Origin of the sequence: Catenovulum maritimum (assembly GCF_001050375.1) — a bacterium.
Classification (GTDB): domain Bacteria; phylum Pseudomonadota; class Gammaproteobacteria; order Enterobacterales; family Alteromonadaceae; genus Catenovulum; species Catenovulum maritimum.
The window spans coordinates 36,161-51,573 of sequence record NZ_KQ130505.1 but is presented as its reverse complement, the minus strand read 5'-3'; the positions used below and the strand labels follow the sequence as shown (position 1 = coordinate 51,573).

The 15,413-nt window shown below is 37.3% G+C and carries 17 protein-coding genes; 4 read left to right on the top strand and 13 right to left on the bottom strand.

Annotated features, from left to right (window positions below; all coding sequences use genetic code 11):
* Together XM47_RS16695 and ccoG are read right to left on the bottom strand one after the other, a co-directional pair.
* A partial coding sequence (locus XM47_RS16695; protein WP_048695087.1) for a nucleoside hydrolase-like domain-containing protein occupies positions 1-1,258 on the bottom strand: 1,258 nt, incomplete at its 3' end.
* 134 nt (positions 1,259-1,392) lie between these two features.
* Positions 1,393-2,823, bottom strand: coding sequence for a cytochrome c oxidase accessory protein CcoG (ccoG, locus tag XM47_RS16690; protein WP_048695084.1), 1,431 nt, complete (start codon positions 2,821-2,823; stop codon positions 1,393-1,395).
* A gap of 139 nt (positions 2,824-2,962) precedes the next feature.
* Here ccoG and XM47_RS16685 point away from each other — a divergent pair, with 139 nt between their 5' ends.
* The 3 genes from XM47_RS16685 (at position 2,963) to XM47_RS16675 (ending at position 5,236) form a co-directional block, all read left to right on the top strand.
* Positions 2,963-3,334, top strand: a complete 372-nt coding sequence (locus tag XM47_RS16685) for a hypothetical protein (protein WP_149865543.1) — start codon at positions 2,963-2,965, stop codon at positions 3,332-3,334.
* A gap of 47 nt (positions 3,335-3,381) precedes the next feature.
* The gene (locus XM47_RS16680) at positions 3,382-4,608 is read left to right on the top strand and encodes an HDOD domain-containing protein (protein WP_048695080.1); all 1,227 of its coding nucleotides are present in this window, start codon (positions 3,382-3,384) and stop codon (positions 4,606-4,608) included.
* 118 nt (positions 4,609-4,726) lie between these two features.
* Positions 4,727-5,236, top strand: coding sequence for an RNA methyltransferase (locus XM47_RS16675; protein ID WP_048695078.1), 510 nt, complete (start codon positions 4,727-4,729; stop codon positions 5,234-5,236).
* Positions 5,237-5,270: 34 nt separating this feature from the next.
* Here the strand turns inward: XM47_RS16675 and ubiK are convergent, their stop codons facing one another.
* Positions 5,271-5,540 (bottom strand): ubiquinone biosynthesis accessory factor UbiK, encoded by a 270-nt coding sequence (gene ubiK / locus XM47_RS16670; protein ID WP_048695075.1) that lies wholly within the window; start codon positions 5,538-5,540, stop codon positions 5,271-5,273.
* Positions 5,541-5,622: 82 nt separating this feature from the next.
* On the bottom strand, positions 5,623-6,942 hold the full coding sequence (locus tag XM47_RS16665; protein ID WP_216595997.1) for an ArsB/NhaD family transporter: 1,320 nt from the start codon (positions 6,940-6,942) through the stop codon (positions 5,623-5,625).
* 412 nt (positions 6,943-7,354) lie between these two features.
* Between XM47_RS16665 and XM47_RS16660 the strand changes: the two genes are divergently transcribed.
* Entirely contained in the window at positions 7,355-7,918 is a 564-nt protein-coding gene (locus XM47_RS16660) for a paraquat-inducible protein A (protein WP_048695071.1), read from the top strand.
* Positions 7,919-8,067: 149 nt separating this feature from the next.
* Here XM47_RS16660 and htpX read toward each other — a convergent pair whose 3' ends face one another.
* From htpX to XM47_RS16615, 9 genes are all read right to left on the bottom strand, one after another.
* Positions 8,068-8,940 (bottom strand): protease HtpX, encoded by an 873-nt coding sequence (gene htpX / locus XM47_RS16655; protein WP_048695069.1) that lies wholly within the window; start codon positions 8,938-8,940, stop codon positions 8,068-8,070.
* 179 nt (positions 8,941-9,119) lie between these two features.
* Positions 9,120-9,665: a DUF3833 domain-containing protein gene (locus XM47_RS16650; protein WP_048695065.1), complete on the bottom strand. Its 546-nt coding sequence runs from the start codon at positions 9,663-9,665 to the stop codon at positions 9,120-9,122.
* Positions 9,666-9,722: 57 nt separating this feature from the next.
* Positions 9,723-10,166 (bottom strand): chalcone isomerase family protein, encoded by a 444-nt coding sequence (locus tag XM47_RS16645; protein WP_245623491.1) that lies wholly within the window; start codon positions 10,164-10,166, stop codon positions 9,723-9,725.
* Positions 10,167-10,326: 160 nt separating this feature from the next.
* On the bottom strand, positions 10,327-10,875 hold the full coding sequence (locus tag XM47_RS16640) for a DUF2878 domain-containing protein (RefSeq protein ID WP_048695061.1): 549 nt from the start codon (positions 10,873-10,875) through the stop codon (positions 10,327-10,329).
* A gap of 24 nt (positions 10,876-10,899) precedes the next feature.
* On the bottom strand, positions 10,900-12,162 hold the full coding sequence (locus XM47_RS16635) for an SAM-dependent methyltransferase (protein ID WP_048695059.1): 1,263 nt from the start codon (positions 12,160-12,162) through the stop codon (positions 10,900-10,902).
* A 2-nt stretch (positions 12,163-12,164) separates the two neighbouring features.
* Positions 12,165-12,929, bottom strand: a complete 765-nt coding sequence (locus XM47_RS16630) for a DUF1365 domain-containing protein (RefSeq protein WP_048695057.1) — start codon at positions 12,927-12,929, stop codon at positions 12,165-12,167.
* Complete coding sequence (locus XM47_RS16625) at positions 12,926-14,233, bottom strand: NAD(P)/FAD-dependent oxidoreductase (protein WP_172656554.1); 1,308 nt, start codon at positions 14,231-14,233, stop codon at positions 12,926-12,928. Before XM47_RS16625 ends, XM47_RS16630 begins: the two co-directional genes overlap by 4 nt.
* Complete coding sequence (locus tag XM47_RS16620; RefSeq protein WP_048695054.1) at positions 14,233-14,961, bottom strand: SDR family NAD(P)-dependent oxidoreductase; 729 nt, start codon at positions 14,959-14,961, stop codon at positions 14,233-14,235. Before XM47_RS16620 ends, XM47_RS16625 begins: the two co-directional genes overlap by 1 nt.
* Entirely contained in the window at positions 14,958-15,386 is a 429-nt protein-coding gene (locus XM47_RS16615) for a nuclear transport factor 2 family protein (protein WP_048695053.1), read from the bottom strand. Before XM47_RS16615 ends, XM47_RS16620 begins: the two co-directional genes overlap by 4 nt.
* Positions 15,387-15,413: the final 27 nt, after the last annotated feature.

Here is a 15,413-nt window from a genome sequence, read left to right as displayed (position 1 = left end):
TTATATCAACAGGCCCTATACTTAAACGCTTAGTGATACCCTCTACTTTTAATTCAGCAATAAAATCCGAATATGGGTAGTGCTTAAATTCAAAGTAATGATCGCCATAATTTAAATCTGCAGCTATTAACGGTCTGCCCTGCTGTGTCATTAATTTAAATTGACCGTCATAAGGCAAATGAAGCTCTATTTTATCTTTTTTAATATATAAGTAGCTAAACCAATCTGATATCTGCCGTTTCGAGAAAGACTTAGCTTGCTTTGCTGCTTCAGATTTGACTGCTAATTCCTCAATAATCGCTTTACCATCTTGATAGAATTTTTTTACAACAGTCTTTTCATTTTCGAACGTTAAACTGCCATCATCTTGATAATCATCTAAATTAGCGCCTAATTCAGTCAATAGCCAAAAAGTCGCAGCATCTGATTGGTCTGGCTTTCGATGAAAAAATTTAGCATGGTAAAAAATTTGCCCTAAAGGAGAGTTTTCAAAAATGGGATAATTGTTAAATTTAACAGAGCCATTGACTATGCCACTTTGCCCTGCAGGGCCTATTTCAATAAATTTAACTATAGGGTTAGCTAAAGCTTCCTCATGTAAAAACATACAAGCTTTAAAATCATCACGGCAATTCGCTACATGGAACGGCTTTTCTATCGTGCCTTGCGCTGTCGCAGATTTAGTCCAGTGAGAAATGATGGTTAAGTTGTTTAGAGCCACTTGGTTGTTTGTATCTAATAAGTGCTTTAATAAAATTGCGCTTTCGGAAAGAGGTCCCCAGTTAAGTACGTAAATTGGTTTTTTATTCAATAGTTCAACTAGCTGGATAATGCTATTGAACTGAGAAATATCAGCATAATTACGGCTAGGCTGGTATTTGCTTGGTTCAACTGTTTTGGTTATGTCTGAGCGGATAAAAGGGATTTCTATTTGATAATCTAAACCCTTACTTCGCCAAACAGGTACACTTAATTTATAAGCTTGAATAAAACTCTCAGCTATAAAGGGTGTCGCATCAGTTAAGTTTTTCCGATTGGTCGAAGAGTACACAAAACCCTGAATATTAAACCTGTCAGCTGTCAGTAATAGCGCGCCTAAAGCAGAAATATCATCCGGATCATTTTGAGGGTGACCATGCTCTCTTAAATCTCTAGGATCGGATAAGTCGCTATAAATCCATAAATTAGGTTTTTCCACTGCCAGTAAGTTAAAACTTGAAAGCAACAAGGTGCCAAGGATTATAATTTTATTCAGCATATTTAACTTGTCTCTAGACAAAATCAGGAAGATTAAATCTAAAGACAATCATGTATGGGTACAAGAATAGAGGTGTAAAGATATGTATAATTAAGTTTAGTAGCAAAGGTACTTGCTACTAAACTAGCGCTATATTATCGACGTTTAAAGAAGCGGCTTTCGTGGTATTGAGTTTCAGGTTCCCCTGCCGAATTTTTAACTGTGATAACAAAATAAAACTCTGTAATAGCTTCATCAAGTAAGTATGGATCTAACTCTAAACTGACAGGTAAATTCGCAACTCCACCTGAAACAACCTCAATTTGCTTATCGCCTAACCATTTAACTTCGCTAGGTAAATCATCTACAGACAAGGTATAAACACTATTATGCTGAGATTTATTTAAGATTTTGAGCGTGTAAGTATTTTCGATGTGGCCATTAAAGTTTTCACGATACAACTGATTTCTATCGCGGATAATGTCAAGATCGAATGCCGAGCGACTATAAAGCTCGTGCACAAAAAGCCCCATCATAACAACTAAAACAGCACCATACCCAACTAACTTAGAGCGTAAAATATGGGTTACGCCGCCCTCAAGTTTTCGCTCAGTAGTATAACTAATTAGGCCTTTTTCATAGCCCATTTTGTCCATCACACCATCACAAGCATCAATGCAAGCTCCGCAGTTAATGCACTCATATTGTAAGCCGTTACGAATATCTATCCCAGTTGGGCAAACTTGTACGCAAAGGTTGCAGTCAATACAGTCACCTAACCCTTTCGCTTTATGATCAGTTTTTCGAGATCTAGGGCCTCTAGATTCCCCCCGATTTGCATCATAAGATACAGTAAAAGTATCTTTATCAAACATAGCGGATTGGAAACGAGCATAAGGGCAAATATGGGTACACATAATTTCTCGCATCCAGCCTGCGTTTCCATAGGTACAAAAAGTAAAAAATAATACCCAAGCCGTAATCAGCATGCTGGTGGAGAATGTAAAAAAGTCGATAAAGAGTTGACCTATATCGACAAAGTAGCCAATAAAAGTCAAACTTGTGTATAAGCTAAAGAGTATCCAGCAAGTATGCTTTAGAACCTTTTTATATAGTTTCTTACCACTCATTTGCTGATCATCTAGCTTCATTCTCTGATGTCGACTGCCTTCTATTTTTTCTTCAAACCAGATAAAAATAAAAGTCCAAACCGTTTGCGGGCACATATATCCACACCAAACTCGACCTAAAAAGGTAGTGACAAAAAACAAAGCGAATGCCGCTATGATAAATATCCAAGTTAGTAACAATAAGTCTTGGGGCCACAAAGTTGTGGCAAAGAAGCGAAACTGCTGCTGCTCGACATCGAGTAATATAGCTTGCTGACCATTAAAGTTTATCCAAGGCAATAACATAAAAGCGGATAAAAAAACCATACCCATTCGACGGCGAACCGTTTGATATAAACCTTTAACTGCTCGGACATAAATTCTGCTTCGAGAACTTTCAACTTTTGAATGACTGTTTTTTGCTGGCTGAATTTTCACCGGGGAGGTGTCTACTTTTATGTCAATTTTATCATTCATATGAATATGTTAACCTAAACTGTCAATAATTGTGTATAGTCGCCATTATAGCCTGAAGCTAAGCTTTATGGTGAAACTTTATGTTTTTACAATAAGATTATATGCTTTAGATCAAAAGCTGGTTTGGAGTTGTACAGCCATGTTAAAAAAATTACTCATTTGGACCATAGTGTTTGCGGTATCTGTGCACCTATGGAAGCATCCTGAGTTTCAGCAATACAAAGAATATATGACAGATAAAATTTGGTTTTTAGCTGCCGAAAGTACCAATACCAAAATAAATGCGAAAACCTCTATGTATTTTGAGAAGATGCAATTTTGGATGGAAAATTTCACAACAGCGGAAAAAGATTTAATTTCTGAATTGAGTCAAAAACCTGCTAATTTTCATAGTTTCATTTCAAATTACTGTCAGTCAAAAACAGATTATCACCCTGTTTTATCAAAACAAAATTTAAAGCTTGCATGCAAAAAAGCGCTTGAACTAAAATCATTAATTGAACGTAAGTAATTTAAAAAGTACAGTAGTCGTATAACGCCAAATTATAAGGGGGGCCAATGTCTTTTATCGATGATATTCCATTTGATGGAGATAACTCAACTCCCCTGACTGAGTCGCTAAAAAAAAGAATAACAGCGGCAGAGTTAAGTTATAAAAACCGCAGTTCATTTGACATAGACCTTACACCTGCTGACTTAAGATTTTATGAATTTATCGCAGAGGGCAATACAAGCGCTCAAAAATCGGCAGAAGAAGCCGAGCTAGAAGCTGAGCTAAATAGGGTTAGGTTAGAAGTCGAAATTAATGCGATTCGCCGCAGAATGCAGCAAAAGCAAGATATAAAGGATAAACAGCAAGCTGTCTTTCATAGCATAGATTTATACATTGAAAAACATCTAGAAAAAGCCATAAAAGTGCCTCTTAAATACCTCACAAATTACCGAGATATGAGTCACTACAAACGAATATTTTCTGAGCTAGGCGATGACAGACTTTCTATTTCAAGGCTCACCAGCTTAATTGGTTCGTGTGATTGGCTCAGCAAAGAGATAATTAATTTCGTCAACAGCACTGGCTATAAGAACAAATTTAAAACCAAAGAAGCCAAGGACCTGCAACAAGCGATAAACCTACTCAATGTACGAGGGGTCACTATATTAATCCCGAAACTTGTGATTGAAAAAAACATACGTTCATATTCGGGTTATATGAAAAAGCCTTGGCAAAGGTTATTACAATACCAACAAATAACCTCCATGTGTGCTTTTTTACTAGCTCGGTATCAGAACAGGAACAATGCCTACAAAACCTACTTAATTAGCGCAATAAATATGTTTCCAGAATTCCTTTTACTCAACATGTTAGCGATTTTGAGTAAGGAGGGACAAAACTATGCAAGGCAAACCGCTACTCATCACCAAGATGACTTTAGAATGCAAAGCATAGATTCATACGAACCGTCTGCGAACATAGTCGCGAATTTAATGACACTTTCAGAAATAATTAAACCACTCGTAGTCGATGCGTTTAATTTTAATAACATTCCTATGATGCCAGTGTTAGAAGGCGAAGAAGAGCATTTTGATGAATTTTCAATTATCCAAAAAGCGAAAGGATTTACTATTTTTAGGTTGTTAATGGCCGCTCAAATGGATAAAAAAGAGGAAATTATTCAGCTACTTAAACACTATGGAATGGATAACTCTAGTTTACAGTATTTGCAATCGATCGATTTTAAATCAATCGATATTTACGAATTACTAGCCATAGTAAATAGTAAATAACCTGAACCCAAACATATGGTTCAGGTTAAATAGCCTCAAAAATAAAAGTGGCGACACTGTTGCACACTGACAGCAAATAAATGGTAAAATTTTTTATCCTTTTTTATACCACTAAATTATGTCAAACAAGCAAATCTCAATCGGGTTAATCAATCCTAAAAGTCCCAGTAATGTTGGCGCTGTTATGCGCGCAGCTGGCTGCTTTCAAGCTAATGCGGTTTTTTATACTGGCGAAAGATATAAGCGTGCAGCAAGATTTCATACAGATACTAAAAATGCGACGCAACACATACCTCTGACAGCAACAGACGACTTATTAGCATCCGCCCCAAAGGCAAGTAAGATTATTTGTGTGGAGCTAGTTGAAGGTGCGACCCCTTTACCCGATTTTCAACACCCTGAAAGTGCATTTTATATTTTTGGCTCGGAAGACGGCAGTATTAGCCAAGAAATAGTTGATCAGGCAGATGAAGTTGTCTACATCCCAACAATAGGTTGCTTAAATTTAGCCGCAACAGTCAATGTTGTTTTATATGACAGGCTTTCTAAGACAGATTTAGCTATAGCTGGTGATGAGTTAATTAGAGCGAGTCGAGATACCAATAACCAAGTTAAAGTAAAAAGCTAGATTAGCTTTTTACTTTTTCTAAAAGCGGTTGGTTTTACTCGTTACTCTCAGGTTGTTGTTGATTTATAGATGCTTCTAAAGCTGCAACTTTTTGTTCTAGATCGACAAGCTTTTCTCTTGTTCTCATCAAAACTCTTGTTTGAACATCGAATTCTTCTCTAGAAACCATATCAAGTTGAGATAATTTACTTTGCAAAATTTGCTTAGTTTTACCTTCCATATCTTCAGCAAACTGCTTCACGCTTGGCGGTAAAGATTCACTAACCTGTTTTGCAATTTCTTCTAATTTTTTCGCATTAATCATAATTTCAAACCTAATTTAAATCTGATCTTGAATACCACTTGGTTTATATGAAAGATTGTATCATTTGGTTTCAGCCTAAGTCCTAAAAATTTTCAACATAAAGAAAATCATAACCAAAATAGATAAACAAACTACACACAACCAAGCTGACAAACATAACTGGGAGTCCTTTTTTAAACCATAAACTAGGGCTAATTGCCCACTCTGGTTTATTATATTGCTTAGATATTCGCTCAGATAAAGTCACTATATATACATTGGCAGTTGAGCCTATATGCGAACCATTGCCTCCCATGCCCACACCTAAAGCAAGCGCCCACCACATAACGCTTACGTTGATACCTTGCTTATCTAAACTCAGTAAGACTGGGATCATAGCCGCAGTAAAAGGAATATTATCTATCAAAGCGGATAAGATAGCTGCAATCCAAAGTAATAATAAGGCTGCGATAATAGGGTAATTAATTATGATGGGCTTAAATTTCTCGCCTAACAGATGCAACAAGCCACTGTGCTCAACTCCACCAATCAAAATAAACAACGAGATAAAAAATATTAGCATCGGGGTTTCAATATGATGACTTACCTCTTCTAAATCTACTTTTTTCGCAATAAAAATAAGCAAGGTCAAACATGCTGCAGCCACTAGCCAAGGCTGCCAACCTATATGATGATGAATAACAAAAAGTACCACCATTAATAGCATGACTCGAAGAGATTGACGCCATAAGCGACGATTAGTGTAATGCGTTCGACCAGAAAATTGATGTAAACTCGTTTGGCTTAAGTCTTCAGAGAATAACCGTTTTAGGCATAATAGAATGGCAAGCCAAGCGAATAAAACGGGTGGCGCCATATGAATAAAAAAGGTACTAAAATCAATTTTAGCTGCTGAGCCTATCATCAAATTAGGCGGGTCACCTACCAGAGTTGCTACACCCCCCGCATTAGATAACAGTGCCGCTGTGAATAAATAAGGGACAGGAGAAATAGCCATTCTTTGGCAAATAATGACAATTAACGGGCCAAAAATAATAACGGTTGTGACATTGTCTAACACCAATGAAATTAAGCTTATGACACTACCGAGCAAGATGATTAACTTAAATTGATTACCATTACTGACCTTGCCTATTCGTTGCGCTATATGCTCAAAACCACCTGTACTGGCCATAATTGAAACCATAATCATCATAATCGCCAGTAAAAAAACGACATTCCAATCAATCGCAGCTAATGCGAGCTCTGGACTATAAAACCCAAATACTTGACCGGCAATGATAATAGCGCCTGCGCCTGCCATCGCAAACTTGGCCCTTTCAATACCATGAAACTGCTCAGTAAAAATACCAATAAAGGTCGCGGCTAAAATTATTGCACTTATGCTTAAAGGATTAATCAAGCTTGCCTCATTAAGCGAATTATCAATACCTGCAGTATAGTCAGCATTAATCCCTTAGCCATATGATTCAAATCACCTTTTTGCTATTTTATAAAAATAGTCCGTTTTAAAAACTTCTCATTTGTAATTTGATTTTGGAGCTAGCAAAACCCCCACCTAGTCGAGCTAAACCCTGTTAAAAATAAAAAATTTATCTTTTTTATTTTTAATTGAACTAAGTCAAAATTTAAGCGTCTATTAAGCTGTTAGTTAAATTTGTTACTCCCGTAAGAATCCTTGTGTCTTTAACGCCAACCTTAGTGTTGGCGTTTTTTTTAACTAAAATTTAAGCCTAACTGTTTGAAATTACACTTTCATTTACGCTTCATTCAGGTTTATCATTCAACCACAAACAACTCAGAATAATAATTTTATGCATAAACATATTGGATTTGGTTTAAATTTGATTGCGCTTGGACTCTTTATCCCAGGCATTTTATTACCTATGTTTTCGTTAAATATGGAGATGAGTGCACAGGTTAGCTCCTCTGTTTTAACTTCGTCGATTGTCGATAAAGAGCTATCGATTCTAGCGACAGTTGAAGAGCTCTGGCAGGATCAGCGCTTCATTGTTGGGGCTCTAATCTTTATTTTCTCTGTTTGTATTCCACTGATTAAAACAAGTTTAGTCAGCTTTGCTTATTTTAAGCGTCATACTTTACTTGAAGAAAAAATAATGAATTTTGTCGCCTCTATCGGTAAGTGGTCTATGGCGGATGTCTTTATTGTCGCTATCTTCCTTGCCATTTTATCGACTAATCATGCAGACACTGCGGACAATCAAGCCATTTCTATGTTTGGTTTTAAACTGGATATTCTAATTAGCAGCGAAACGCTATCCGCGGCTGGGGTAGGCTTTTACTACTTCACAGGCTATTGTTTACTTTCTTTGCTTGGTACGCATATTAGCCAATTGAGTTTACACAAGCAGCCTTAAGTTATGAATTTTGCTATTAGTTTACTAGTAGCGGCAATTCATGCCTGTTAGCGCATGTTTGTTCTACGTAAAGTATAGAGTGAACTGGTATAAAAGCGCCATCTAGCTAAGCTAGCTGGCGCTTTTTAAATTTCAGAATTAGAAAGCGATTATCTTGACTCTCTTAACGCTTTAATCCTATCGTCTAATGGTGGATGACTAGCAAATAAACTCATTAACTTAGGTTTATTATTAATACCAAATGCCATCATAGAGCCTTCTAATTGGCTTTCTTGACTGCGTTTTAGCTTTTCAAGTGCGCCTATCATAGCGGATTTACCCGCTAAATGAGCGCCGCCTGCATCAGCTCTGAATTCGCGTTTTCTTGAAAACCAAGCAACAACGATACTCGCTAACACACCAAGAATCATTTCTAGTACAAACACCACTGCAAAATAGGCAATTCCGCCTAAACCACCTTCGTTATTATTATTTCGAGTTGCATTATCGATAATGCCAGCAATGACTCGAGCTAAGAAAATAACAAAGGTATTCACAACACCTTGGACCAAAGTTAAAGTCACCATATCGCCATTTGCTATATGGCTAATCTCATGCCCAATAACGGCTTCAGCTTCTTGTTGCGACATATTTTCCAATAAGCCTGTACTAATCGCGACTAATGCATTGTTTTTGTTTGCACCAGTTGCAAATGCATTCATATCTGGCGACTGGTAAAGTGCCACTTCAGGCATACCGATTCCCGCCTGTTGAGCGTGACGTTTAACTGTACTAATTAACCATTGCTCAGTTGAGTTTTTTGGTTGCTCTATAACATAAGCACCCACAGATCGTTTTGCCATCCATTTGGACATTAGCAACGAAATAAACGCGCCACCAAAACCAAATACACAGGCAAGCATTAAAAGTCCACCAAGCCCTTGGCGATCTATACCAAAGACAGACATTAAAATACTTAAGGTAACACTTAAAACCAGCATGATTGCTAGGTTTGTTAATAAGAATAATACGATACGTTGCATTTTTAACTCCGCTTAGAATTGAGACAACAAAGACATAATATGTCTAATTCAAACAAAATCAATAGCATTATAAAAATATATTTTCGCTTTATTTGCCTAGGGTGTGTTGAGCTTTTGGGTACAAAATATGTACAGAAAACGTCCACACACCGTAGTAAACTAGTCCCCTAATTGATACTTTACTTTTGCTCTATATACAAAATAACTTCACCGAGTTTGATGCCAAATTTAACGATTTCGGTTCGATTAAGTAAACGTTTTTCATCCATTAAATACATCCAATCGTCTAGCCTAACTTGATATTCACTGCCGTCATAGTTAATCAATAGATCATAAGACCAATAAAGCGCTGAACCTTTGGTTTCTCCATACGCAACACCAACAACATCGTTTGCTGTGCCTTTATATTTATTCTCTGATAGCTTCTCTAGCTGCCAAATTCTTGTTGATTTTTCGCCATCATCAAATTCAAACCACTCCTTAATCTCACCTTGATTACCCTGCCACTTAGCAAGAAGCTCGACTTCAAAACGCCGAGTCATCTTCCCCGAGCGATCAAATACCATACCGTAAGCAATTAATTCGCCATTAAAAAATGTTTCAAGCTTTAAGTTAGGCGTGGTCTTTGCGTAATCTTGCAGAGATTGATTTGAACAAGCCGCTACTAAGTTCAGTAATAAAACAGCGGCAATAACTGGATAAATTTTTAGCTTTAACAGCCTCATTTGGATCACTCCTTTCGAGTATTGGATAGGAAAATGAATTTAATTGTTCTGAACAAATTACTTAATTTTCAGTAATTGCTTTCTTAGTTCTGGTCGTGTCGTTTTTTCTGACAACCAAATAGCACTGAATGTCGGACCAAAGCTGACATCATCTATCGTCCCAATAAGCTCAAGTCGGTTTGCTGATTTCGCTTTGAAGTAAAACTGGCTTTGTTGGCTGCGATTCACTTTAAGCACAAGCTGATCGCCTTTTTTAATATCTGGCCAAATTACATTGAGCTGGATGAGCCAAGCATCAAGATTTTTAGGCGTTACGCCAATCTGCTGCCACTGGTCTAGTGTCGCTTGTATTAAATCTTGTTTAGAAATATCTCTAAGGTAAGTGATTTTAAGCGCCTGAGGGTAGCTAGTGATAATCTCCGAAGGCTTTTGTGTACTGATATCTAGTTCACTAGGAATAAAAAACTCAGCTTTATATACAGACCAGAATAAAAAGTCCATTTGCCCTTCGCCTAGTTTTTTGAGTGATTCAAGCGGTTGTATACTGGGCTGGGCTATACAGCTAAATGTGAAAAACCCGCAAAACAGCAAAGATTTTTGTATAGAACGAAGCTGATTTAAAAACATTTCAATTACCTTTTTGCCTGTAAATAAGCGAGCTTTATTTGTTTAAACGGCTCGCTAACAATGTACATAGAGGTAATAAAACGCTCCATATACAGGCATAAGTAATTAGAAAATTTAGTTCGGATACAGAAAGCGTTAACGCATTAAATTGTGCACCAGCATAATAACTAGCAGGTCCAAATACCAAGCCTAGTAATGATACGTATCTAAGCTTGATTCGGTTTAACCAAGCTAGGCTATGATTGAAAGAAATTGCCAATGCAATCCACAACAAGGCCAACCAAATTGGCACTAAATTATTAATTACGCTGAAATCTAACTGACTGGTTTTAAATTGAACGATTTGAAAAATACTAAGTATTTGATCAACGAATAGCCCTAGTACTGCAATAGGCAAGAGCCGGAAGTCGGAGCGCTTTGAATGACTAAGCAGAAAATGAATTAGGAGTAATCCAAACATCCAGATAACAGCATTGTGCTGGTAAATTGCAGCAAGAAACCAGCAAGCTTGGAAGCAAATTAGGTTATAAGCAGTTATAACCCAAGGCCTTTGTCTAAGCTGCTCTGTTAAGTTTGCAATCATAGAGTCTACTCGCTGCGCTTAGCATTAATAATCTATGACTGCTTTGTCTGCTTTACTCAAATATCTAGGTTTGCGGGCAACAATATGATGTGTGCTGATAACACGTTCGATGAAAGCGCCTTCGCAATAACTTAAGTAATACAACCAAAGTCGTTTAAAGTGCTCATCATAACCAAAGGTACTGATTTCGTGCCAATTTTGCTCAAATCTGACTCGCCAGTCTTTTAATGTTCTAGCGTAATGCAAACCTATGTCATCAATTTTATCTATCATCATATCGGTCGATTGAGCAATATGTTCACTCATAACAGCAATCGAAGGCAGGCAGCCTCCAGGGAAAATATATTTTTGAATAAAGTCTAAATTATTACGGTAATGGTCATAACGTTGATCCGCAATCGTGATTGCTTGAATCAACATTTTTCCAGTCGGCTTCAAAAGTTGATTACATTGCTTAAAAAAGCTTGGTAAAAACTCATGCCCTACTGCTTCTATCATTTCGACCGATACCAATTTATCGTACTGACCGGTTAGTTCACGGTAATCTTTTTTCAGCAGAGTAATTTTATCTGATAAACCAAGCTGGCTAACTCTCGCTTGGGCATATTCAAATTGAGCATCAGATATAGTTGTTGTCGTTACTTTACAACCATAGTTTGAAGCGGCAAATATAGCTAAACCACCCCACCCAGTGCCAATCTCTATTAAGTGATCGTTTTGGTTAAGATCTAATTTTTCGCATATTTGAGTTAGCTTATTAATTTGAGCTTGGCCTAGCTTTGTCGCTGCCTCATCGTAAATGGCGGCAGAGTACATCATTTCTCTATCAAGAAAACGGGTGTACAAGTCATTACCGAGATCATAATGCGCGAGTATATTTCGCTTAGAGCCTGCTGTTGTATTAGCATTTCTTAATGATATAAGCTTATTAGCAAAACGGGTTAGCCAAGCACTTTTTGATTCAACTGCATCCAAAATTTGCTGGCTTCGGGCAAATACTTGAATTAGTTTAGTCAGATCTGGAGAAGACCACTTCTTATCTAAAAAAGCTTCTGCAGCACCTATACTGCCCCCCTTAATAAAATCAATATAACAGCTGACATCATATACATGCATTTGCCCAACTAACTCAGCTTGTTTGTTGCCTAAGCGTGTAATTTGGCTGCCTTCATTTATCTCTAAACAAGCGGATGGCATTTTATCTAAAATTGTAAATACTATTTTTCTACACCTTTGGTTAAACCAAGATAGGCTGGCATCAATATTTAAATTTTGAGTTTGTTCCATCACTAACCTCTCTCTTTCTGATAAGGCACAAAAGGCACCTTTTTGATAAACAGCTTGAGTGCTTGCCAATATATAGTTAATAGTATTTTTAGCGTCATAAAAGGCAAATTAAACCAAGTTTTGACAAGTGAAAAATTCGTTAGTGGCTGCTTAGTTAACGCCATAGTGGCATCAAACACTTTACGAGCTTCAGAGTCGTCTTCACTTTCAGCTTCGCCTTCACTATGGTTTTCTATATGCACTAAAGTCTTAGCTTGGGGTGGCTTAACTTGCCATTTGTACTGCATTGCCATTTGCATAAAAGGTGAAACATGAAACTGTTTTTTTGTCATTTCAGGTGATTCAGTGTCAACTAAATAGTAGTGCGTTTCATTCCAAGGTGTATTACTAACTTCCGCCAACATATACTGGCAATCACCTTTATCTGAATAACAAAAATAGAAGTTAACTGGACTGAAATACAAGCCAAAACTTCGACACTGAGCTAACATAAAAATTTTATTGCCGCACCAATCTGCACCTAAGCTAACTAACTTATTTCTAATACGCTGTTTTAATTCTTCTGGTTCACCCGTTATGTAATCTTTTTGCTTAAAACGAATCGGGTTGTACCATTTTTCGCCAAATAACCAATGTTGCTTGGTGACCTGCTTGAGTTCATCTAGGTCTAACCCCAGCATAGCAAACTGATAACTAAACTCATGATTTTTAGGCGAGAAGCGTCTATGCCGCACCTTTCCAGAGTATATGCCACTGGCTAATGTCATAGCTCGACACCAAAGCGTTTAGCTACCAGTATAGCGCTTTTTACCCCATCTTCATGGAATCCGTTGTGCCAATAAGCACCAGCGAAGTGGGTATTGTTTTGACCGCAAATTTCAAGCCGCCTTTGTTGTGCTGCCATACTGACCTGATTAAATACCGGATGGTGATAGGTAAATTTTCTGAGTATTTTGGCAGGATCAATTTGCTCTGTTTGATTTAACGTAACGCAAAAAGTGTGCGGCGCTTTAATCCCTTGCAAAATATTCATATTGTAGGTAACACATGCTGGTCTAGTTAATTCAGATTCAGGGTTACTAAGCCCTAATTGATAATTCCAACTCGCCCAAGCCAATTTTCGTTTAGGTAGTAAATTGATGTCTGTGTGCAGCACGACTTCATTTGGGCTGTAATGAATACCCCCTAGTACAGACTTTTCCGCTTCGGTTGGCTGATCTAGTAATGCCAAAGCCTCATCTGAATGACATGCCAAAATAACTTCATCAAACCCTTCAACAACTCCATTCTCGAAATGTATGTTCACAGCCCCGAGAGAGCTCACGTTCTGATTGGAAGTATCAGTGCTGAGCGTTTCTCGACTTATTTTAGTGATTTTGGCATTTAATTTTATTTGCTGATAAAAATTACGAGTCAAAGGTTCAATATACTGCTTAGAGCCCCCCGGAATAACATGCCATTGGGGTCTGTCATTCACATTCAATAAGCCATGATTATAAAAAAATTGGACAAAGAACCTGAGTTGAAATGCTTTCATTTCAACCAAGCTAGTTGACCAAATAGCAGCCCCCATAGGTAGAATATAGTTTTGATTAAAGTATTCTGAGAAATTATTTTCAGCTAAAAAATCACCTAGGGTTTTGTCCGCTGGAATATCATCACTGGCATATAGCGCTTTGCATTTTTTGTTGAAGTTAAGTATTTGTTGAATCAAACACCAAAACTTAGGATTCAACAAATTAGTTCTCTGCGCAAATAGACTATTTAGGTTATTGCCATTGTATTCCAAGCCATTACGCTTATTCATCACGCTAAAACTCATTTCTGTAGGCTGAGGTGGAATGCCAAGTTGCCTAAGTAATTTGATGAAATTCGGATAAGTTTTATCGTTATAAACAATAAAACCAGTATCTATTGCATAGTTTTTGCCATCTAGAGATATATCTTTAGTCGCTGTATGACCGCCTATGTAATCATTTTTTTCAAATACAGTGACCTTATGTTTTTGACTGAGTAAATATGCTGCAGTTAAACCTGAAATGCCTGAACCAATAATCGCGATGTTTTTCATTATTTATTCATCCTAGTCGCTAGTTTTTTCCAAATTGAAAAAGGAAGAAGCGATATAAGCTTCATCAGATAAGTAAAGTGTTTTGGGAAATTGATTTCGGCTTTGCGTTTATTTATACCTTCAACAATGTAGTCAGCCGCTTGGGCTGTGGAAATAATTGAGGGCATAGGAAAATCATTTTTATCGGTTAAAGGGGTTGATACAAAACCTGGGTGTATTAGGCTGACATCAATATGGCTATTTTGTAGATCGATACTCAACGTTTTGGCTAAATAAGATAAACCAGCTTTAGAGGCACCATATGCTTCTGCTCTTGGCAGAGGTAGAAACTGAGCACTAGAACTAGTCAAAACAAGCTGTCCACCAGGTTTGACTAATTTCAACCAGGCTTCTAAACAGTACCCAACTGAGATTAAATTGGTTGTAATGACCCGGGCAAATAAATCGCTATCAAAATTCACTGCATCATTTATATACTCACAATTACCCGCATTTAGGATCAAAATATCCAACTGAGGTAAATCGCCTGACGCTGCTATTAGCGCTTTCTTATTAGTTAGTTCACATACCAGAGGTTTTATATTGGCATTTTCTAATACTAATTCATCTAGCCTTTGTTGATTTCGTCCACCCGCATAAACTAGATAGCCCATTTCTGCATAGGCTAAGGCTAAGGCTTTACCAATCCCAGATGAAGCACCTGTAATAAGTACGGTTTTAGAATTCATTGACTTGCTCGCTTTTTAACAAAGCGAATGGCACTGCCTAATAACGGAATATGTTCATATAACATAGCGCCAGCATCCAAATAATCTCTGTGGTAAATAACTAGGCCGTCGGTAAATTTTAAATGAGAGCAACCATCAACTCTAACTGATTTCCCGCCATTTAAAGAGGCATGCTGATACTGCATTTGCCAATATAAAGCAGCCTGATTTGCTTGCCAAAGCTGCGCTTGGATTTCAAATTCACAGGACACTAAATTTTGATATAAGCTTGCAAAATATCCAGTTAATTCCGCCAAGCCCTCTACCTGGTGGAGAGGGTCAATAAAGTTTATATCTGGGTGATATATGTCTGCAAGCTGAGCTAAATTATCTTTATTCAAACTCTGATAAGTTTGAATAAACTGATTAATATCGCTTTGATTCATAGTGACACCACTCCCTAAAAAATGAAC